The organism is Microbacterium maritypicum, from assembly GCF_008868125.1.
GTDB classification, from domain to species: Bacteria; Actinomycetota; Actinomycetes; order Actinomycetales; family Microbacteriaceae; genus Microbacterium; species Microbacterium maritypicum.
Genome location: NZ_WAAQ01000001.1, coordinates 2,131,813 through 2,151,705, shown reverse-complemented (window position 1 = coordinate 2,151,705; position 19,893 = coordinate 2,131,813). Strand labels below are relative to the sequence as shown.

At 67.9% G+C, this 19,893-nt stretch carries 17 protein-coding genes; 13 read left to right on the top strand and 4 right to left on the bottom strand.

Annotated features, from left to right (window positions below):
- Window positions 1-9: 9 nt before the first annotated feature.
- Window positions 10-1,842 (bottom strand): AMP-dependent synthetase/ligase, encoded by a 1,833-nt coding sequence (locus tag F6W70_RS10425; protein ID WP_055867306.1) that lies wholly within the window; start codon window positions 1,840-1,842, stop codon window positions 10-12.
- Between the two features lie 152 nt (window positions 1,843-1,994).
- Between F6W70_RS10425 and F6W70_RS10420 the strand changes: the two genes are divergently transcribed.
- Window positions 1,995-2,684: a lysophospholipid acyltransferase family protein gene (locus F6W70_RS10420; protein ID WP_017830213.1), complete on the top strand. Its 690-nt coding sequence runs from the start codon at window positions 1,995-1,997 to the stop codon at window positions 2,682-2,684.
- A gap of 47 nt (window positions 2,685-2,731) precedes the next feature.
- Window positions 2,732-4,072, top strand: coding sequence for a class II 3-deoxy-7-phosphoheptulonate synthase (locus F6W70_RS10415; RefSeq protein WP_055867309.1), 1,341 nt, complete (start codon window positions 2,732-2,734; stop codon window positions 4,070-4,072).
- Window positions 4,073-4,178: 106 nt separating this feature from the next.
- Here the strand turns inward: F6W70_RS10415 and pknB are convergent, their stop codons facing one another.
- Both pknB and F6W70_RS10405 read right to left on the bottom strand, forming a co-directional pair.
- Window positions 4,179-6,125 carry a Stk1 family PASTA domain-containing Ser/Thr kinase gene (gene pknB, locus F6W70_RS10410; RefSeq protein WP_151486554.1) on the bottom strand — a complete coding sequence of 649 codons (1,947 nt, stop codon included), beginning with the start codon at window positions 6,123-6,125 and terminating at the stop codon, window positions 4,179-4,181.
- A 78-nt stretch (window positions 6,126-6,203) separates the two neighbouring features.
- Window positions 6,204-7,379: a lytic transglycosylase gene (locus F6W70_RS10405; protein WP_318278857.1), complete on the bottom strand. Its 1,176-nt coding sequence runs from the start codon at window positions 7,377-7,379 to the stop codon at window positions 6,204-6,206.
- Between the two features lie 121 nt (window positions 7,380-7,500).
- On the opposite strand from F6W70_RS10405, the gene F6W70_RS10400 reads away from it, so the two are divergent.
- Complete coding sequence (locus F6W70_RS10400) at window positions 7,501-7,869, top strand: Rv2175c family DNA-binding protein (protein WP_327037748.1); 369 nt, start codon at window positions 7,501-7,503, stop codon at window positions 7,867-7,869.
- A gap of 12 nt (window positions 7,870-7,881) precedes the next feature.
- Here the strand turns inward: F6W70_RS10400 and F6W70_RS10395 are convergent, their stop codons facing one another.
- Complete coding sequence (locus F6W70_RS10395; protein ID WP_318278856.1) at window positions 7,882-8,970, bottom strand: polyprenyl synthetase family protein; 1,089 nt, start codon at window positions 8,968-8,970, stop codon at window positions 7,882-7,884.
- A 97-nt stretch (window positions 8,971-9,067) separates the two neighbouring features.
- Here F6W70_RS10395 and F6W70_RS10390 point away from each other — a divergent pair, with 97 nt between their 5' ends.
- The 10 genes from F6W70_RS10390 to F6W70_RS10345 all read left to right on the top strand — a co-directional run bounded on the left by F6W70_RS10390 (window position 9,068) and on the right by F6W70_RS10345 (window position 19,853).
- Window positions 9,068-9,442 (top strand): SCO2097 family morphological protein, encoded by a 375-nt coding sequence (locus F6W70_RS10390; RefSeq protein WP_151486552.1) that lies wholly within the window; start codon window positions 9,068-9,070, stop codon window positions 9,440-9,442.
- 265 nt (window positions 9,443-9,707) lie between these two features.
- On the top strand, window positions 9,708-10,139 hold the full coding sequence (gene mraZ / locus F6W70_RS10385) for a division/cell wall cluster transcriptional repressor MraZ (protein WP_017830220.1): 432 nt from the start codon (window positions 9,708-9,710) through the stop codon (window positions 10,137-10,139).
- Window positions 10,140-10,241: 102 nt separating this feature from the next.
- Window positions 10,242-11,180, top strand: coding sequence for a 16S rRNA (cytosine(1402)-N(4))-methyltransferase RsmH (rsmH, locus tag F6W70_RS10380; RefSeq protein WP_017830221.1), 939 nt, complete (start codon window positions 10,242-10,244; stop codon window positions 11,178-11,180).
- Complete coding sequence (gene ftsL, locus F6W70_RS10375; protein ID WP_151486551.1) at window positions 11,177-11,743, top strand: cell division protein FtsL; 567 nt, start codon at window positions 11,177-11,179, stop codon at window positions 11,741-11,743. The genes rsmH and ftsL overlap by 4 nt, the downstream gene beginning before the upstream one ends.
- A 25-nt stretch (window positions 11,744-11,768) precedes the next feature.
- Window positions 11,769-13,538 carry a peptidoglycan D,D-transpeptidase FtsI family protein gene (locus tag F6W70_RS10370; protein WP_151486550.1) on the top strand — a complete coding sequence of 590 codons (1,770 nt, stop codon included), beginning with the start codon at window positions 11,769-11,771 and terminating at the stop codon, window positions 13,536-13,538.
- A 27-nt stretch (window positions 13,539-13,565) separates the two neighbouring features.
- The gene (locus F6W70_RS10365) at window positions 13,566-14,978 is read left to right on the top strand and encodes a UDP-N-acetylmuramoyl-tripeptide--D-alanyl-D-alanine ligase (protein ID WP_151486549.1); all 1,413 of its coding nucleotides are present in this window, start codon (window positions 13,566-13,568) and stop codon (window positions 14,976-14,978) included.
- A complete protein-coding gene (gene mraY, locus F6W70_RS10360) occupies window positions 14,975-16,081 on the top strand; it encodes a phospho-N-acetylmuramoyl-pentapeptide-transferase (RefSeq protein ID WP_055872332.1) in 1,107 nt (368 codons plus the stop codon). Before F6W70_RS10365 ends, mraY begins: the two co-directional genes overlap by 4 nt.
- A complete protein-coding gene (murD, locus tag F6W70_RS10355) occupies window positions 16,071-17,606 on the top strand; it encodes a UDP-N-acetylmuramoyl-L-alanine--D-glutamate ligase (protein WP_151486548.1) in 1,536 nt (511 codons plus the stop codon). The genes mraY and murD overlap by 11 nt, the downstream gene beginning before the upstream one ends.
- The gene (ftsW, locus tag F6W70_RS10350) at window positions 17,575-18,780 is read left to right on the top strand and encodes a putative lipid II flippase FtsW (RefSeq protein WP_055867335.1); all 1,206 of its coding nucleotides are present in this window, start codon (window positions 17,575-17,577) and stop codon (window positions 18,778-18,780) included. Before murD ends, ftsW begins: the two co-directional genes overlap by 32 nt.
- On the top strand, window positions 18,777-19,853 hold the full coding sequence (locus F6W70_RS10345) for a UDP-N-acetylglucosamine--N-acetylmuramyl-(pentapeptide) pyrophosphoryl-undecaprenol N-acetylglucosamine transferase (RefSeq protein WP_017830228.1): 1,077 nt from the start codon (window positions 18,777-18,779) through the stop codon (window positions 19,851-19,853). Before ftsW ends, F6W70_RS10345 begins: the two co-directional genes overlap by 4 nt.
- The last annotated feature ends 40 nt before the right edge of the window (window positions 19,854-19,893 follow it).

Here is a 19,893-nt window from a genome sequence, read left to right as displayed (position 1 = left end):
CTCGGCGCGTCAGCCGCCGATCGGGACGTTCGTGGTCGCGACGGGCTCGTCGTAGATCGCGGCGATCTCGTCGGCGAAGTCGTTCATGATGATGTTCCGCTTGATCGAGAGCTTCGGGGTCAGATGTCCGGAGGCCTCTGTCCATTCGGAGTCGAGGATCGTGAACTTGCGGATCGACTCCGCACGCGAGACGCGAGCATTCGCGGCATCGACGGCACGCTGCACTTCGGCGCGCACACCCTCGTTCTTGGAGGCGTCGACGAGCGACATCTTCGCGTCGAGGCCGTTGTTCGCCAGCCACGTCGGGAGCATCTCGGGGTCGAGCGTCACGAGCGCCGAGATGAACGGACGCTGATCGCCGACGACGACCACCTGGCCGATGATCGGGTTCGCGCGGATCGGGTCCTCGAGCGCCGCGGGGGCGACGTTCTTGCCGCCGGCCGTGACGATGATCTCCTTCTTGCGCCCCGTGATCGTCAGGAAGCCCTCGGAGTCGAAGCTGCCGATGTCGCCGGTGTGGAACCAGCCGCCTTCGCTGAAGGCCTCAGCTGTCGCCTCGGGGTTGTTCCAGTACTCCTTGAACACGTTGATGCCGCGGACCTCGATCTCGCCATCGTCTGCGAGACGCACGCCGACGCCGGGGAGCGCGGGACCGACGGTGCCGATCTTCGACTTGTCGGCCAGGTTCACGGTGGCGGGAGCGGTGGTCTCGGTCAGGCCGTAGCCCTCAAGGATCACCACGCCGAGGCTGTGGAAGAAGTGCCCGAGCCGCGAGCCGAGGGGAGCGGAGCCCGAGACGGCGTAGACGACGTTGCCACCCATGGCCTCGCGGAGCTTGCTGTAGACGAGCTTGTTGAACAGGGCGAACTTGAGCTTCATCCCGAAGGGGATCGGCTTGCCCGCCTCGAGCAGCTTGGAATGCTCGATGGCGACATCGGCCGCGGCGCGGAAGATCTTGCCCTTGCCGCCGGCCTCGGCCTTCTGCTCCGCGGAGTTGTAGACCTTCTCGAACACGCGGGGGACCGCGAGGAGGAAGGTGGGCTTGAACGATCCGAGTGCCGGCAGGAGCTGGCGGGTGTCGGGCTGGTGACCCGTGCGCACTCCCGCGTGGACGTCGAGGATCGAGATGAACCGGGCGAACACGTGCGCGGTCGTGATGAAGAGGAGAGTGGAGGCTCCGGGTGTCTGGACGACCTCATCAAGGGCCTTGGCCGAGTTGCGGGACAACTCGACGAAGTTGCTGTGCGTGAGCACGCATCCCTTCGGGCGCCCGGTGGAGCCCGACGTGTAGATGAGGGTCGCGATGTCGGACCCGACCGCCAGACTGCGCCGGCGCTCGATCTCGGCGTCGGTCACCGAGGCGCCCTGTGCGGTCAGGGTGTCGATGGCTCCGAGGTGCAGCTGCCACACCTCACGGATCAGGGGAAGGTCGCCGCGGACCTCGTCGACACGGGCGAAATGCTCCGGCGACTCCACCATGAGCGCGATCGCTCCGGAATCCTCGAGGATCCACTGGATCTGGGAGGGCGAACTGGTCTCGTAGATCGGCACCATCACGGCACCGGCGTAGAAGAGCGCGAAGTCGACGAGCGTCCATTCGTACGTGGTGCGTGCGAGGAAGCCGACCTTCTCGCCCGGCCGGATGCCCGCAGCGGCGAAGCCCTTCGCGAGCGCGATCACGGCCGTCTGGAAGTCCGCGGCGGAGATGTCGCGCCAGCCGTCTCCCTCGGGGACCGAGAACAACGCACGATCAGGGGTGGCTTCGACACGCTTCACCAGAAGGTCGGCGACGTTCGCGTCGGGATCGGCGGGGACGATCGCAGGGACTTCAAACTGGACCACGGCAGCTCCTTCGGTACCGGTCGGGCACGGACTTGGCTACGAGTCTAGGGCATGGAACCGAGTCGCGCCTTGGGTGAAACTGGGTCGCGCGCGGGCTCGACGCGGGAAGAGGCTTCCGACAGACGCCGGGCGCGGCGCTAGACTTCACCACGATGTTCTACTGGCTGATGAAGTACGTGGTGATCGGCCCCGTGGTCAAGGCGGTATTCCGCCCCTGGATCGTGGGGCGGAACAACGTGCCCGCGAACGGCGCGGCGATCCTCGCGAGCAATCACCTCTCCTTCGCCGATTCGATCTTCCTTCCCCTGGTGATCGACCGGTCGATGTCCTTCCTCGCGAAGAGCGACTACTTCACCGGCCGCGGCATCAAAGGCTGGGCGACGAAGTTCTTCATGAAGGCCACAGGGCAGATCCCCATCGACAGATCGGGTGGCAAGGCCTCCGAGGCCTCGCTGAACACGGGGCTCCAGGTTCTCGGCGGAGGCGACCTGCTCGGGATCTACCCCGAGGGCACGCGCAGCCCGGACGGCAAGCTCTACCGAGGGCGCACCGGCATCGCCAGGATGGCGCTCGAGGCGAAGGTCCCTGTCGTGCCGGTGATCATGGTCGACACCGACACGGCGATGCCCATCGGCCGGCGGCTGCCGCGCATCGTGCGCGTCGGCATCGTGATCGGGGAGCCTCTCGACTTCTCCCGTTACGCGGGGATGGAGAACGATCGCTACATCCTGCGATCGGTCACCGATGAGATCATGGTGGCCCTGCAGAGGCTCGGTGAGCAGAAGTACGAAGACGTCTACGCCTCGACGGTCAAGGAGCGGCTCCCGAGTCGCGTCACATAGGCCTCGCGCGGATCTGGGCGGCACCAGCGACCACTAGGCTGGAACGCATGCTCCCGCACCACATCGAAGCCCTTGATGCATGGCGCTCGCTTCCCATCAAGCAGCAGCCGCAGTGGCCCGACGCGGACCGCGTCGCCGACGTCTCCCAGCAGATCGCGACCCTTCCGCCTCTGGTCTTCGCCGGCGAGGTCGACAACCTTCGCGACCGGCTCGCGCGCGCCGCATCCGGTCAGGCATTCCTGCTCCAGGGTGGCGACTGTGCCGAGACCTTCGCAGGGGCGACCGCCGAACAGATCCGCAACCGCATCAAGACGGTGCTGCAGATGGCCGTCGTGCTGACCTACGGCGCCTCGATGCCCATCGTCAAGATGGGCCGCATGGCGGGACAGTTCGCGAAGCCGCGTTCGAGCGACTCCGAGACCCGTGGCGATGTCACGCTGCCGGCTTACCGCGGCGACATCGTGAACGGCTACGACTTCACCGAGGGGTCCCGCACGGCCGACCCCGGTCGCCTGCTCCAGGGCTACCACACGGCGGCGTCCACGCTGAACCTGATCCGCGCGTTCACGCAGGGTGGTTTCGCCGACCTCCGCGAGGTGCACTCGTGGAACAAGGGCTTCGCGCAGAACCCGGCCAATCAGCGCTACGAGCGCATGGCCGCCGAGATCGACCGCGCGATCAAGTTCATGGAGGCCGCGGGCGCGGACTTCGACGAGCTGAAGCGCGTCGAGTTCTTCACCGGGCACGAGGGCCTGCTCATGGACTACGAGCGCCCGATGACGCGTATCGACTCGCGAACGGACACCCCGTACAACACGTCTGCGCACTTCCTCTGGATCGGAGAGCGCACGCGCGAGCTCGACGGCGCGCACGTCGACTACTTCTCCAAGATCCGCAATCCCATCGGCGTGAAGCTCGGACCGACCACGTCGCCGGACACCGCCCTCGCTCTGATCGACAAGCTGGATCCCGAGCGCGAGCCCGGCCGACTGACGTTCATCACCCGCATGGGAGCGGGCAAGATCCGCGATGCTCTTCCGCCCCTGCTCGAAGCAGTTCGCGACTCCGGCGCGCAGCCCCTGTGGGTCACCGACCCGATGCACGGCAACGGCATCACCACGCCGACCGGCTACAAGACTCGTCGCTTCGACGACGTGGTCGACGAGGTGCGAGGCTTCTTCGAAGCGCACCGTGCCGTGGGTACGTTCCCCGGCGGCATCCACGTCGAGCTCACCGGTGACGACGTCACCGAGTGCCTCGGTGGGTCGGAGCGGATCGACGAAGCGGCCCTGGCCACGCGCTACGAGAGCCTGTGCGACCCGCGACTGAACCACATGCAGTCTCTGGAGCTCGCCTTCCTCGTCGCTGAGGAGCTCGAGAAGCGCTGACGCTCCCGTCGCGAAGACGAAAGAAGCCGCCCTCCCGGAATCATCGGGGAGGGCGGCTTCCTTCGTCGGTGGGTTCGTGCTCTTGCAGCAACCGACGCGGGAGCGCTCAGCCGCTCAGCTGGATCGAGAGGTTCACGGTGCCGCCGCGGGGGAGGGACTTGTCCGTACCGGGATCCTGGCCGGTGACTCTCGCCATCTCGGCGAAGCCCGGCAGGTCGCCCCAGGCGGCGTAGGTCGATTTGAACCCCTTGTCGGCGAGGATCTTCTTGGCCTCGTTCAGGGTCTTCCCCGAGACGTCGGGCACGGGGAACAGCTCCGGCCCCTTCGAGACGATGAGCTGCACGTTGTCGCCGGGCCGCCAGTTGCCTTCTTCCGCACGGTCGGCCACACCGATGACGACATCCTTGGCGACGCTGTCGCTGAACGTGTACTGCGGCTCGGCGGTGACGGTGAGGCCCTTGTCCGAGAGGGTGGAGGTCGCCTCGCCGATCGACATGCCCGCGACATCGGGGAACTCGCCGGACGAGACGTACAGCTCCACCGTGTCGTCTTCGAAGACCTCGCAGCCGTCGCCGCAGATGTATGCCTCTCCGCCGGCTCTCGGGGTGACGTAGGCGTTGATGACGATGCCGGCGTCGGCGTCGGAGAACATCATCAGCGACGTGTCCGTGACGTTGACGTTGAGGCCGTCGAGGTAGTCGCGGGCGTCTTGCTCGGCGCGTCCGTTCAGGGGGTCGAGAGTGTGCGCGGCGGGTCCTGCAGAGACGATCACCGTGACCGAAGCACCCTTGTCGAGTCGCGAACCCTCGGCAGGGTCGGTCTCGATCACGGTTCCGGCGGGGATGTCGATGGAGAACTCGTCTTTCTGCGCGGGGACGAAGCCGGCCTCGGTCAGCGTGGAGGCGGCCGCGTCGTAGGTGCCTCCTGCAACGGCAGGCACCGCGATCAGCGAGCCGGGGCCGGAACCGAACCACCAGCCCACACCACCGGCGAGCACCGCCAGCAGGAGCACGAGAGTGAGGAGGAACGCTCCGCGCGCGCGGCGCTTGGACGCGCGTCGCCGCAGGAGGGTCGCATTGTCGAGCGCGGCGGGGACGGGAGCCGTGGGGTCGGCGATCACCATGGTTCCCGGCATCACCTTGGTGAGGTCGCCGGAGTCGCCGTGGCTGTGCTGCGCAGCCGTGGCTCTGGCCGCCGTCGGCGTGACGCCGAGGTCGCGTTCGATCTCCCGCAGGCGCTCGAGCATCTGCTGAGCATCGTCCGGTCGGTCGTCCGGGGACTTCTCCGTGGCCCAGAGCACGAGCTCGTCGAGCTGCTCCGGCACGGCGGGGTTGCGAACGCTCGGCCGCGGGACAGACTCCGTGGCGTGCTGGAAGGCGATCTGCATCGGCTGCTCGCCCTTGTAGGGCTGCTCACCGACCAGCATCTCGTACAGCATGATGCCGAGCGCGTAGATGTCGCTGCGGGCGTCGGCGGTGCCTCGGGTGACGAGTTCGGGGGCGAGGTAGGCGATCGTCCCCAGCAGCTGCTGTCCGGTCGCGGTGTTCGCGGTCGTCGCTCGTGCGAGTCCGAAGTCGCCGATCTTGATGCGGCCGTCCTCCGCGAGGAGGACGTTCTCCGGCTTCACGTCGCGATGCACGATTCCGGCGCGGTGTGCGGCCGAGAGCCCGGCCAGGATCGCGTCCATGATCGTGATGGTCTGCGGGAGCGTGAGGCGCTTCTGTTCTCGGAGGAGCTCGCGCAGCGTGATTCCGGGCAGGTACTCCATGACGAGGTACGCCAGCTCGCCGTCCTGCCCCTGATCGAACACGTTGACGACGTGCGGATCCGCCAGGCGGGCCGCGGCCCTCGCCTCCTGGATGAAGCGGCTCTGGAAGGCCGAGTCGTCGCTGAGGTGCGCGTGCATCACCTTGAGGGCGATGCGCCGTTCGAGACGGAGGTCGGTCGCGACATAGACCGTCGCCATGCCTCCGCGGGCGATGCGGGCGCGCACACGATAGCGGCCGTCGACAAGCCGCCCGATGAGGGGGTCGGCTTGCTGATTGGTCGTCACGTCAGAATTCTATGGAGAACTGCCTGAAAGACAGGGGAGCGCCTCACCCCTCGGGCCTGCGGGTTTTCCCGGATGTCGTCAGCTGTAGAGAGCGAGCCAGGCATATGCTTGGGCCTCCCACTGGCCGTACCTGTCCGGATACGCCGAGATCTGCACCGCCTGCGCCGCCGCTGTGAACGGCATGCTGTCCCAGCCGGGGATGTCCAGGAGCCCGCGGGTCGCCTGTCCGTTCGGGTCGCTCTGACCGCCGTAGAACACGCGTGTGCTCCGGTCCGCGTCCATGATCTGCGCCGGGGTTCCCCACCCTGTGCTCGGACGCTGCTGGAAGATGCCGAGCGAATCGCGGTCGCCCCAGTCGAGGTTGCGCAGCCCCGACTCGACCATCCCGGTCGCGAGGGCGATGGCGATGGCCCGGTCGTTGACGCCGATCTCGCGACCGATGCGGATGATGAGCGCCGCGTTCGCCGCTTGCTCCGCGGAGAGCGTCGTCGCCTGCTGTCCGCCCGTGGAGGCGGGAGCAGTCGTCGCGGGGGCGGGGGTCGGTGCCCCCTGCAGAGAGAGCGTCTGGCCGGGATAGATGATCGACGAGGGGCCGAGCCCGTTGGCGGCATACAGCGTCTGGGTCGTCGTGCCGTATCTCTGCGCGATGCCGAACAGGGTGTCTCCTGCGGCGACGGTGTGCGTGGCGGCGGATGCCGGAGCGGGGGTCTGAGCCGGAGCAACTGCCGGTGCGGCCGCCGCACTGCTCCCGGAGACGACGAGGCTCTGACCGGGGAAGATGATCGACGCGCGGTCGAGGCCGTTCGCCGAGAGCACGGCGTCGACGGTCGTGCCGTATCTCTGAGCGATGGCGTACACGGTGTCGCCGGCGACGACCTGGTGCGTGGCCGCGGCGGCGGGTGCTGGAGCGGCGGCTGCGACCGCTCCGGGCTGGAGCGTCAGACTCTGGCCGGGGTGGATCACGGAGCGCCAGGAGAGGCCGTTCCAGGTCAGGACGTCGACGGTGCGCAGCCCGAAGCGCGTCGCGATCGCCGAGACCGTGTCACCTGGCTGGACGACGTAGCTCGGTGGTGCCGCTTCGGTGGGAGCCACCCGTACGGGGAGGAGGCGCTCGCGTTCGACGGTGGCGGTGCCCACGGGGGAAGCCGCGCTGGCCGGTGCGGCGGTGAGCGTGGTCGCGAGGGCGCCGAGCACGGCCGCAGGCACTCCGATCTGCAGATGTCGCGTTCGACGCGTGGCGGTCTTGAATGTCAAGGCTTGCCCCCTTTTCGAGTTTTTCACGCTGACACGGATGTAAACAGAAGTCAACTGAAGTGACGCAAGTGAAGGATGTGACTGGAGGGTCGACATGCGACGGTCACGCAGAGGTGAGATAGTGGGCAACGTGTCTGAGAACGTTGCTGGAACCCCTGCCGCTGCCGCCATCGAGTGGTTGACGATGCCCGACCTCGTCGAGGTGCTCGACGAGCCCCTCGGCCGTGTGCGCCGTCTGATCGACGAGCACTACCTGGTCGGATCCACTCGCAGCGGAGTCTTCGCGGTGCCGTCGGTGTTCATCGTCGATGGACACCCGCTGAGTTCTCTGCGCGGAACGGTGATCGTCCTGCAGGATGCCGGCTTCACGGACGACGAGCTGATCGACTGGCTCCTCGCCGACGAGGAGAGTCTCGGTCGCTCGCCGATCGACGCCCTGCTGGCCGGGCACAAGAGCGCGGTCCGACGCCTCGCTCGTACCCTCGCCTGACCGCAGGATCGCTCAGGAGGAACGCACCGTCGCCGCCCGCGCGAGCTCGCGCAGTTCGCCGACGGCCGCGTTGTCGAGCCGGGCGCCCGACAGTGCGCGATCAGCCTCGCGCGCATAGTCGCCGATCATCGCCTCGACCTGTTCCAGCGCGCCGGAATCGGTGATGGTCGCCTGCAGGAACGACACCTGCTGCGGCGTCAGTTCCGTGTCTCCGAGCATCTCGTCCAGGAGATTGCGCGCGGAAGCGTCGAGGGTCTGCCGTGTGAGGGCGATCAGCACTGTGCGCTTGCCCTCGCGCAGATCGTCTCCGGCCGGTTTCCCCGTGACGGATGCGTCGCCGAACACGCCGAGCACGTCGTCCCGGAGCTGGAAGGCCATGCCGACCGGGTGCCCGAAGCGGCGCAGCGCCGCCATCTGATCCGCGTCGGCCCCGCCGAAGGCTCCTCCGAGGACCAGCGGCTGCTCGATGCTGTACCTGGCGGACTTGAGCGATGCCACACGAAGAGCCCGTTCCGCATGGAGGCCGCCGTCGTTGACGCTCCACGCCGATTCCTCGGCGATGTCGAGGAACTGGCCAGTGGTGACGTCTCTTCGCATCCTGGCGTACTCGGAACGCACGGTGAGTGCCTGCGGCTGCCCCTCCAGCGCCGACTCCAGCAGGTCATCGCTCCACGCGACCAGGAGATCTCCCAGGAGGATGGCGGATGCCCGACCGAACGCCCCCGCATCTCCCGACCATCCGGCGGCGCGGTGCGATGCCTCGAGCGCACGGTGCGCTGCGGGGCGACCACGGCGGGTGTCGGAGTTGTCGATCAGATCGTCGTGGACGAGCGCGGCCGACTGGAAGATCTCCAGTGCGGTGCAGATGTCCCACAGAGCATCGGACTCCGTCGCATCTCGGTCGTGGAACCTGGCCACGGCGCGCCAACCTGCATGGCAGAACCGCGCACGAAGCCGCTTGCCTCCGTCCAGCGTGGCGGCGGCGGCGGAGAGGAAGGATGCCGCATCGGGGCCGTACTCCATCGCTTCGTCGCGCATCCGCGCGAGGAAGCGGTCGAGATGTGCGGCGACGGCGTCGGGTACAGGGGAGGAGGACGACACGACTCCCAGCATACGTAAAGCAAGGGGACGCCGAACTGCTAGCCCCGGACGCCTCGTCGCGCGTAGAATGGAAGGCACGATACCCGAGGGGGACGAAATGCCACTCTCCGAACAGGAGCAGCGTCTGCTCGACGAGATGGAACGCCATCTCCTTCACAACGATGCCGACGTGGTGACCGCGCCGTCCGGCGATCGAGCATTGAGCTACCGAAATCTCGTCTACGGTGCACTCCTCCTGCTCGCCGGCGTCGGCGGTCTGGTCGCCGGAGTCATCCTCAGCGGCGTCTGGGGCATCGTCGTCGGCGTCGTCGGTTTCGCCGCGATGCTCGCCGGCGTCATGGTCGCCGTCACTCCCGTGAGGCGAACGAGCCCGGCTGAACCCCGAGAGCGTTCCGCTCCCAAGCGGCAGGAATCCGCCTCGTTCATGGATCGAATGAATGACCGGTGGGATCGCCGCCAGGACGGTCACTGACCGACCTCGATACTTCACGACAGAAGCCCGGATGCTGAGCATCCGGGCTTCTGCCGTTAACCCCCGCGGGAAACGGGCCATCTCGATGGGTGGGAAAACCCTCCACTAGCCCTCCACCTTCCTCCACCGCGTAATTCCGCGGCTCTTCAGCGCGCCGATCGTCGTCGTCATGCGTTGCCTGCGGATTGGTCGTAGGTATGTGGAGGAAAGTGGAGTAAAGTGGGGCGCACCTCGAGTTGGCCGGACGCAGAGGGGGTGATGGCCGATGTTGCTGGGTACGCACTCACCGAAGCTGGACGACAAAGGACGGGTCATCCTTCCTGCGAAGTTCCGCGAAGACCTCGGCGGCGGCATCGTCGTCACCCGAGGCCAGGAGCGGTGCCTCTACGTGTTCAGCACGGCCGAGTTCGAGGCGATGCACGAGCGGATCCGTCAGGCCCCGCTCGCCAACAAGCAGGCGCGTGACTTCATGCGACTGTTCCTCTCCGGAGCCAGCGCGGAGATGCCAGACAGCCAGAACCGCATCACCATCCCGGCGCACCTGCGTCAGTACGCAGGCCTGCAGAAGGAACTCATCGTCACCGGAGTCGGCGCCCACGCCGAGATCTGGGATGCCGAGAGCTGGAACGCCTACCTCGCCGCCGGCGAGGAGACCTACTCCGACCTCGAGCAGGAGGTGATTCCGGGACTCTTCTGACCACGGCTGTGATGCCCCGCCGCTCCCGCCCCGACACACTTCCCCGGTGCCGGGTCGAGAAGCGGAGGGGGATCAGAGCCGAAGGTCACCCCGAGAAAGATCATGAACCTCCGAGACATACACACCCCCGTCCTGCTCGACCGCTGTGTCGAGCTGCTCGCTCCCGCCCTCCAGGCGGACGGAGCGGTGCTCGTCGATGCCACCCTCGGCATGGGAGGCCACTCCGAGGCGCTGCTCGAACGCTTCCCGAACATCCGTCTGGTCGGACTCGACCGCGACACCGACGCGCTGCGCATCGCGGGGGAGAGGCTCGCTCGCTTCCGTGATCGCGTCACTCTCGTGCACACGGTGTACGACGAGATCGGGCTGCACGCGCAGGGAGCTTCGGGGATCCTGTTCGATCTCGGCGTCTCTTCCCTGCAACTCGACGAGGCCGAGCGCGGGTTCGCGTATTCGAAGGACGCCCCGCTCGACATGCGGATGGATCAGACGAAGGGTGTCACCGCCGCCGACGTGATCGCCACCTACAGCGAGGGCAACCTCCGCCGCATCTTCGAACGCTACGGCGAGGAGAAGCTCGCCGGCCGCTACGCCCGCTTCATCATCGACGCGCGTCAGAAGCAGCCGATCACGCGCTCCGGCGAGCTCGTCGAGATCCTGATCGCGGCGACACCCGCAGCGGCGCAACGCGCCGGTCACCCGGCCAAGCGCGTGTTCCAGGCGCTGCGCATCGAGGTGAATGCGGAGCTCAACGTGCTCGCAGACGCGATTCCGTCGGCCATGGACGCGCTCGGCGTCGGAGGACGCATCGTCGTGATGTCGTACCAGTCGCTCGAAGATCGCCTCGTGAAGCAGGCGTTCGCCGCCGCTTCCTCCTCGACCGCACCCGCCGGGCTCCCGGTCGAGCTCCCCGAACATGCTCCGCGCTTCCGCATCCTGACCAAGGGCGCAGAACTCGCAGACGATGACGAGCGCGCGCGCAACCCGCGGGCGATCCCGGTGCGCCTGCGCGCCGCCGAGAAGCTGCGGGAGAGCGTATGAGCCTGAATGCCGTCGTCCGCAAACCGGTGCAGCCGGTCGCACCGGAGCGGACCCCGCAGCGGAAGCTGCAGCCGGTCACCCGGCCGGCCGTCCGTCGCAAGCCGAAGCTCGCCTACGCCCTCGTCGCACTCGGTGGAGCGCTCGCGATCGGTGCCGCGCAGATCGCGCTGTCGCTCGCCATCACCCAGGACTCGTTCACCCTTGCCAGCCTCTCGTCGCAGCAGCGCGAATTGAACCTCAAGGCCCAGGCGCTCCAGGAGGAGCTCACCGGCGTCAGCTCGCCGCAGGTACTGGCGGGCAATGCCGCCGGACTCGGCATGGTCGTGGCGGGCTCGCCGTCCTACCTGCGCCTCAGCGACGGAGCCGTCTTCGGCACCGGGGTCGGCGCCGACTGGACATCCACGGTCAACCCCGCCGGCATCGGAGCCGTGAGCAACTCGCTCATCGTGGAGCCGCCGCCGCCTCCCGCGGAGACCGAGGACGGGACGGCCACGACCGAGCAGCCGGCGCAGGAACTCCCGCCGTCGATCACCGACGGCCTCCCCAGCCCCACGACGCACTGACACCCACGATCGACGGAGAGATCCTATGACGACACGAGCCACCCGCGGACCGCGGCGACGCACCGTCGTCGCCCTCGCCGTGATCCTCTCGGTGCTGGTCGCCTTCGTGGTGCGGCTGGTCGATATCCAGGTGGTCAGCGCCGACGAGCACGTCTCCGAGTCGCTCGAGCATCTGGGCGCGAGCTCGGCCATCCCCGGGCAGCGCGGTTCGATCCTCGACGCCGACGGCACGGTCCTGGCGTCGAGCGTGATGGTCTACGACGCGCAGCTCAGCCCGCAGGTCATCATGCTGGTGGAGGAGAAGGACCCGAAGCTGCCCTGGGCCGAGGCCTCGGACAAGATCGCGGCCATCACCGGACAGACCGGCGAGGAGGTTCGCGCGTTGGTGTCGAACGCTCTCGCCGAGAACCCCAACAGCCAGTACGTGGCCCTCAAGCGCGGACTCAACACCGACCAGTTCATGAAGCTCAAGGCGCTGGGCATCTCCTCCTACTTGAGCATGCCGCCACGCGAGACGCGGGTGTACCCGAACGGCGCGGTCGCCGGCAACCTCCTCGGCTTCCTCGACAACTCGGGCGAGGCGCAGGCCGGCGTCGAGAAGCTGGACGACTCGTGCCTGGCTCCCATCGACGGGGAGGAGACGTACCGCAAGGGCAAGGACGGCGTCGTGATCCCCGGGAGCGAGCGCACCATCGACGCCGTGAACGGCGGTTCCGTGCAACTGACCATCAACAGCGACCTCAACTGGTACCTGCAGCAGATGATCGCCGAAGAGGCCCAGATACAGGGCGCCAAGGGTGCCACCGCGACAGTTGTCGAGGTGAAGACGGGGAAGATCCGCGCCGCGGCCGAGTGGCCGGCGCTGGACCCGAACGACCTCGACGCCTCGACACCGGAGACCAGGGCGAGCCAGATCTTCCACCGCGACTTCGAGCCGGGATCGACCTTCAAGGCCGTCACCGCGGCTGCAGCCATCGAGGGCGCTGGTCTGACGCCCCTCAGCACGGTGAGCGCTTCCTCTCGCGAGAAGTTCCCGAACGGCGCCGTCGTCAACGACGCGTTCAGCCACCCCGCCTACAACTACACCCTCGCCGGTGGGCTCATCGACTCGTCGAACGTCGCGCTGTCGAAGTTCGGCACCATGGTGAGCCCCGAGGTGCGGTACGACTACCTCGAGCGGTTCGGCGTGGGCGAGAAGACGCTCGACTTCCCGTCCGAGGTCGGGGGGATCCTGCACCCAGTCAGCGACTGGGACAACCAGTCGCTCTACACGACGACATTCGGGCAGTACTTCACCGTGACGGCCGCCCAGCTCGCCGGCGCCTACCAGGCGATCGCGAACGGCGGCGAGAAGATCGATCTCTCGCTCGTCGAGTCGTGCACTGGAGCCGACGGCACCGTCACCGAGGCGGCGGATCCGAAGCACGAGCAGATCATCCAGGAGCAGACGGCCGCCGAGCTCACCCGGATGCTCGAGAACGTCGCGGTGCAGGGCGGCAACGCCGAGCGCATCCAGGTTCCCGGCTACCGTGTGACCAGCAAGACCGGTACCGCGCAGGTCTCCGACGGGAACGGCGGCTACAAGGCCGGGGTCTACTACACCAGCATGGTGGGCTTCGCGCCGGTCGACGATCCGCAGTACGTCGTCGTGGTCACCCTGGACGAGCCGACTAAGGTTGTATCGTCCGCGGCCACCGCATCCGCCTTCCAGAAGGCGATGACGCAGGTGATGAAGACCTATCGCGTGATGCCGTCCTCTGTCCCGATGGACGAGCTCCTTCCCAAGTTCGGATAGTCGGCGAGAGCCGCGCATGGAGATGACATGATCGCCCTGACGCTCGCTGAGATCACCGCTGCTGTCGGCGGTGATCTGCGCGTGGCCGGAGAAGACACGACCGAGACCGTGGTCGACGGACTCGTCGACACCGATTCACGCACGATGGGCCCCGGGTCGATCTTCGTGGCCAAGCCCGGAGCCGAGACCGACGGCCACCGCTTCGTCGGTGCTGCCGCCGAGGCAGGCGCCGTGCTGGCGATCGTCGAGCACCCCGTCGACGTCGCCGTCAGCCAGATCGTCGTACCGGATGCGGTCGCAGCTCTCGGCGCCCTCGCGAAGGAGGTCGTCGCGCGCGTCCGTGCCGGCGGAGACCTTCGCATCGTCGGCATCACCGGATCGAACGGCAAGACCACCACCAAGAACTTCCTCGCGCGCATCCTCGAAGCCGAGGGCGAGACCGTCGCCCCCGTGAAGTCGTTCAACAACGAGGTCGGCGCTCCCGTCACCATGCTCCGGGTCACCGAGAGCACCCGCTTCCTCGTGAGCGAGTTCGGAGCGGCGGCACCGGGGAGCATCGCTCACCTCGCAGGCCTCGTGGAGCCCGATGTCGCCGTCGTGCTGATGGTCGGTATGGCGCATGCCGGGGGATTCGGCGGGATCGAGGCGACGGCGAAGGCGAAGGCCGAACTGGTCGCCGCCGCCCGCGTGCCCGGAACCGCAGTGCTCAACGTCGACGATGCCAGGGTCGCCGCCATGCGCGACCTCGCGGACTCCCGAGGGCTGCGCACGGTCGGCTTCGGCCAGGGCCCCGCAGCCGACGTGCGCGCGCACGACATCCAGGTGTCTGCCGCCGGGACCGCATGCGTCGTCGAGGTCGACGGCGAACGACTGCCCCTGCGGCTTCGCGTGCTCGGTGCGCATCACGTCTCCAACGCCCTGGCCGCGATCGCCGCCGCGCACGTGCTCGGTGTCGCCCCCGCCGACGCGGTCGCCCGCCTCGAGACGGTCGAGATCGCCGAGCGGTGGCGCATGCAGCCCCTGGGCAGCGACCGGGTGCGGATCATCAACGACGCCTACAACGCCAGCCCCGACTCCATGGCGGCCGCCCTGCGCACACTCGCGCAGATCACCCGCCCCGACGAGCGCACGGTCGCGGTGCTCGGTGCCATGAGCGAGCTCGGCGAGAGCGCAGGGGAGGAGCACGACCGCATCGGGCTGCTCGCGGTGCGCCTCAACATCCGCCGTATCGTGGTCGTCGGACCCGAGGCGCGGCGGCTGTACCTCGCCGCGGTCGGTGAGGGTTCCTGGGACAGCGAGGCCGTTCACCTGCCCGACCAGGACGCGGCGTTCGAATACCTCCGCACCGAGCTCCGCGACGGCGACCGCGTGCTCGTGAAGTCATCCAACTCCGTGGGCCTCCGGCATCTCGGCGATCGTCTGGGAGAATTGTTCTCGTGAGGTCTCTCATCATGTCGGCGGCGATCTCGCTCGCCTTCACCCTGTTCTTGACTCCCGTCTTCCTGCGGCTCTTCCGGAAGTGGGGCTGGGGGCAGGTCATCCGCACCCCGGAGTCCGTCCACAACCCGAGCCATGAGGCCAAGCGCGGCACCCCCACTATGGGCGGTGTCATCTTCATCGTCGGTTCGATGGTCGGCTACTTCACCGGCGTGCTGGTGAGCGGGGAAGTCCCCGCCCTCTCCGCGCTGCTGGTGATCTGGCTGATGGTCGGATTCGGTGCCGTCGGATTCATCGACGACTACATGAAGGTGCGCAGCCAGCGCAGCCTCGGGCTCTCGGGCTGGCGCAAAGTGATCGGCCAGCTGCTGGTCATCATCCCCTTCGGCATCGTCGCGCTGAACTTCCCCAACAAGTGGGGTCAGACACCGGCGAGCTCTGCCATCTCGCTGTTCCGTGACATCACCTGGCTCAATCTCTTCGCGTTCGGCGTGGTGCTCGGCTGGATCCTCTACCTCGTGTGGATCTCGATCATCGGCGTCGCGACCTCGAACAGCGTGAACCTGACGGACGGTCTCGACGGGCTCGCCGCCGGCGCCGGCGTCATCGTCGTCGGCGCCTATAGCGTCATCGCCTTCTGGCAGTTCAAGCAGCCGTGCATCGGCGGCGATCTCGACGCCCTCGGCGGGTGCTACGAGGTGCGCGACCCGTTCAACCTGGCGATCATCGCCGCCTCGTTCGCCGCGAGCCTCATCGGATTCCTCTGGTGGAACGCGCCCAAGGCGAAGGTCTTCATGGGCGACGTCGGCTCGATGGCGATCGGCGGCGTCATCACCGCGATGGCGATCCTGACCCGCACCGAGCTCCTCCTGCTCGTGATCGCCGGCGTCTTCGTCCTGTCCTCCGGGTCGGTGATCCTCCAGCGCACGTACTTCAAGCTCACGCGTGGCAAGCGTCTCTTCCTGATGAGTCCGTTCCATCACCACCTCGAGATGCGCGGGTGGTCCGAGGTCACGATCGTGGTGCGGATGTGGATCATCGCCGGGCTGCTCGCCGTCTCGGCCGTCGGACTCTTCTATGTGGAATGGCTGACCCGTGTCGACTGATCGTCTCGCAGGGCTGACGAGCTGGAACGCCGACTGGCGCGGTCTGCGCGTCGCCGTGCTCGGTCTCTCGATGACGGGCTTCTCGGTGGCGGACACGTTGGCCGAGCTCGGCGCCGACGTGCTCGTGCTGAGCGAGTCCGCCGAAGAGGAGTACGAGCGTCTGCTTCCGGTCATCGGCGCGCGGCTCGAGCTGGGTCCGCTCGCTGAGGTTCCCGGCGTCCTCGTCGAGTTCGCCCCCGAGGTGATCATCGCCTCGCCGGGGTTCTCGCCCGCTCATCCGCTCATCCGCTGGGCGCAGGAATCCGGCATCGCGATCTGGGGCGACGTCGAACTCGCCTGGCGCGTGCGGGACAAGGTCGTCCGACCCGACGGCACGCCGGCGGACTGGGTGCTCATCACCGGCACCAACGGCAAGACGACGACGACCCAGCTGACGGCCACGCTGCTCGTCGCGGGTGGACTGCGAGCGGCTCCGTGCGGCAACATCGGGGTTCCGGTGCTCGACGCCGTCCGCGACCCTGCCGGCTTCGACGTGCTCGTGGTCGAGCTCTCCAGCCACCAACTCTGGTATCTGGGGCAGTCGAGTCCCGAGGGAGAGCTGTTCCCCTACGCATCGGTGTGCCTCAACCTCGCAGACGACCACCTCGTCTGGCACGGGAGCGCAGAGGCGTACCGCGACGCGAAGGCTGTGGTGTACCGCAACACCAGGGTCGCGTGCGTCTACAACAAGGCCGACGAGGCCACTCGGCGGATGGTCGAGGAGGCGGAGGTCGTCGAAGGCGCTCGGGCGATCGGCTTCGATCTGGGCATCCCCGGACCGAGCGATCTCGGCGTGGTGGAGGGACTGCTCGTCGACAGAGCGTTCCTGGACGATCGCTCGCGCAGCGCCCTCGAGCTGACGACCGTCGCCGATCTCGACGCCGCGGGCCTCGCCGCCCCCCACGTCGTGCAGAACATCCTCGCCGCGAGCGCCCTGGCGCGTTCGCTCGGCGTCGAGCCGGAGGCCATCCACACCGCCCTGCAGGCCTTCCAGCTCGATGCGCACCGCATCCAGGTGATCGCCCGGCATCGTGGCATCACCTGGATCGATGACTCCAAGGCGACGAATCCGCACGCCGCGGCGTCGTCGCTGCGCGCGTACCCCGGAGCGGTGTGGGTGCTCGGCGGGGATCTGAAGGGCGTAGACATCTCCGACCTCGTCTCCGAGGTCGGCTCGACGGCACGTGCTGCCGTCGTTATCGGGGTCGAGCGCTCCGCCGTGGTCACGGCATTCCGGCGACACGCGCCCGGGGTGCCGGTGTTCGAGGTGGATGCTGGCGAGACTGGACAGGTCATGAACCGTGTCGTGGAGATCGCCGCGGGAATCGTCGACGACGAGGGAACAGTCCTGCTGGCCCCGGCGGCGGCATCCTTCGATCAGTTCTCCGGCTACGCGGAACGAGGCCATCGCTTCGCCGAGGCGGTGCGGGACTGGATCGACCGGGGGAGCGCCGATGACACAGGTATCTCGCCCTCCGCGCTCTGAGTCGGGCGGACTCGCAGCCCGGGTGTCGCTCGGGCGCCGGTTCACCCCGGTGTCCACCGAGTTCCTGCTCATCGCTTCGACCGCGCTTCTGCTCACGCTCTTCGGTCTCGTCATGGTGCTCTCGGCGACGAGCGCGACCGCCGTCTCCAAGGGCGTCAACCCCATGGACGGCGTGCTGCGCCAGGGAGTGTTCGCGCTCCTCGGTATCCCGCTGATGTTCCTGATCAGCCGCCTGCCCGTCGACTTCCTCAAGAGGATGGCATGGCCGGCGCTGTTCGGCGCCGTGGCGCTGCAGATGCTCGTGTTCACGCCCCTGGGCATCGAAGACGGCGGAAACCGGAACTGGGTGAAGATCGCGGGCTTCACGCTGCAGCCTTCCGAGTTCCTCAAACTCGCCCTCGTCCTGTGGATCGCGGCCGTCCTCCTGCGTAAACGCACGATGCTCGGCACCTGGCATCACGTGTTCATCCCGGTGATCCCGGTCGGTGCACTCGCGATCGGCACGGTGCTCGCGGGTAAGGACCTCGGTACCGCCATGGTGCTGGTGCTCATCCTGCTCGGGTGCCTCTTCTTCTCCGGGGTCAAGCTCCGGCTGTTCATCATTCCGCTGATCCTCGGCATCATCGCCGTGCTCGCCTACGCGCTGTCGAGCGAAGACCGCATGCGGCGCATCACGGCGACCTGCGACAACATGGCGCTCTACTACACGGACTGCTACCAGTCGATCCACGGGATCTGGGGGATGGCCACCGGTGGCATCTTCGGTCTCGGACTCGGGAACTCGCAGGAGAAGTACGGGTGGCTCCCGGCCGCGGGCAACGACTTCATCTTCGCCATCGTCGGTGAGGAGCTCGGCCTGATCGGCTGCATCGTCGTGCTCGCCCTGTTCACGTTCTTCACGATCGGCGCCTTCCATATCATCCGCAAGACCCCGGACCCGTTCATCCGGGTGGCGGCCGGCGGCATCACGGTGTGGATCGTCGGCCAGGCCGTCATGAACGTCGGTGTCGTCATCGGCGTCTTCCCGGTGATGGGTGTCCCGCTCCCGTTCATGTCCCAGGGCGGCACAGCCCTGCTCGCGGTGCTGATCGCGTGCGGTGTGCTGCTCGCGTTCGCGCGCACGATCCCCGTGACCGAGAAGCAGTCAGCCGAGCGGGGTAGGGTCACCAGGTGACTTCGTATCTCCTCGCCGGCGGTGGCACCGCCGGTCATGTCAATCCCCTGCTTGCGGTCGCGGATGGTCTTCGCGCGCGCGATGCCGACGCGTCCGTCCTCGTGCTCGGCACGGCCGAGGGGCTGGAGTCCCGTCTCGTCCCCGCCCGCGGCTACGAGCTCCTGATCGTCGACAAGGTCCCGTTCCCCCGGCGCCCCAACCGGCAGGCCCTGTCCTTCCCCGGGCGCTTCCGCCGGGCCATCGCCCAGGTGCGCGCCCACATCCGTCGGCACGGCATCGACGTGGTGGTCGGCTTCGGCGGGTACGCCTCGGCCCCGGCGTACGTCGCCGCCCGTCGGGAGGGTGTGCCCTTCGTGGTGCACGAGGCCAATGCCAAGCCGGGGCTGGCGAACGTGCTCGGTGCCCGCCGCGCGGCCGCAGTGGGCGTCGCCTTCGAGGGCACCCCGCTGCGCGGCGGCGAGGTCGTCGGCATGCCGCTGCGCCAGGAAGTGATCGCCCTCGACCGCGCGGCTTCTCGCGCGGAGGCCGCGGAGTACTTCGGCCTCGACGTCGAGCGGCCCGTGCTCCTCGTCTTCGGGGGGTCGCTGGGCGCCCAGCGTCTCAACGAGGCGCTCGAGGACTCGTGGCGCGACATCCTGGACACCGGGTGGCAGCTGCTGCACGTCACGGGAGAGCGCAGCGACCTCCCCGACCCCGGCGTCACCGGCTACGCCCTGCGCCGTTACGTCGACCGCATGGATCTCGCCTTCGCGCTGGCCGATCTGATCGTCTCCCGGTCCGGGGCGGCGACCGTGAGCGAGATCAGCGCCCTGGGTATCCCCGCACTCTACGTGCCCTATTCCGTGGGCAACGGCGAGCAGCGTCTGAACGCCGCCTCCGCTGTCGCGGCCGGGGCCGCCGAACTCCTCGACGATGCCACGTTCGACGGTGACGCGGTTCGGCGCATCGTGGTTCCGCTGCTCGGGGACTCGGCGCGGATCGCGCGGATGGCGGCGGCCGCGGAGTCGGCCGGCACCCGCACGGGCACCGAGAACGTCATCACTCTCATCGATCGCGCACTCGTCGCCGCCTGACGCGGTCGGTGAGACCGAAGAAAAGTAGACTGAAGCGGAC

What these genes read in the sequence shown, in the direction of transcription:
- F6W70_RS10420 (WP_017830213.1), top strand. Translation starts at nt 1,995, where the DNA reads ATGTTCTACTGGCTGATGAAGTACGTGGTGATCGGCCCCGTGGTCAAG.
- F6W70_RS10415 (WP_055867309.1), top strand. Translation starts at nt 2,732, where the DNA reads ATGCTCCCGCACCACATCGAAGCCCTTGATGCATGGCGCTCGCTTCCC.
- F6W70_RS10390 (WP_151486552.1), top strand. Translation starts at nt 9,068, where the DNA reads ATGCCACTCTCCGAACAGGAGCAGCGTCTGCTCGACGAGATGGAACGC.
- mraZ (WP_017830220.1), top strand. Translation starts at nt 9,708, where the DNA reads ATGTTGCTGGGTACGCACTCACCGAAGCTGGACGACAAAGGACGGGTC.
- rsmH (WP_017830221.1), top strand. Translation starts at nt 10,242, where the DNA reads ATGAACCTCCGAGACATACACACCCCCGTCCTGCTCGACCGCTGTGTC.
- ftsL (WP_151486551.1), top strand. Translation starts at nt 11,177, where the DNA reads ATGAGCCTGAATGCCGTCGTCCGCAAACCGGTGCAGCCGGTCGCACCG.
- F6W70_RS10370 (WP_151486550.1), top strand. Translation starts at nt 11,769, where the DNA reads ATGACGACACGAGCCACCCGCGGACCGCGGCGACGCACCGTCGTCGCC.
- F6W70_RS10365 (WP_151486549.1), top strand. Translation starts at nt 13,566, where the DNA reads ATGATCGCCCTGACGCTCGCTGAGATCACCGCTGCTGTCGGCGGTGAT.
- ftsW (WP_055867335.1), top strand. Translation starts at nt 17,575, where the DNA reads ATGACACAGGTATCTCGCCCTCCGCGCTCTGAGTCGGGCGGACTCGCA.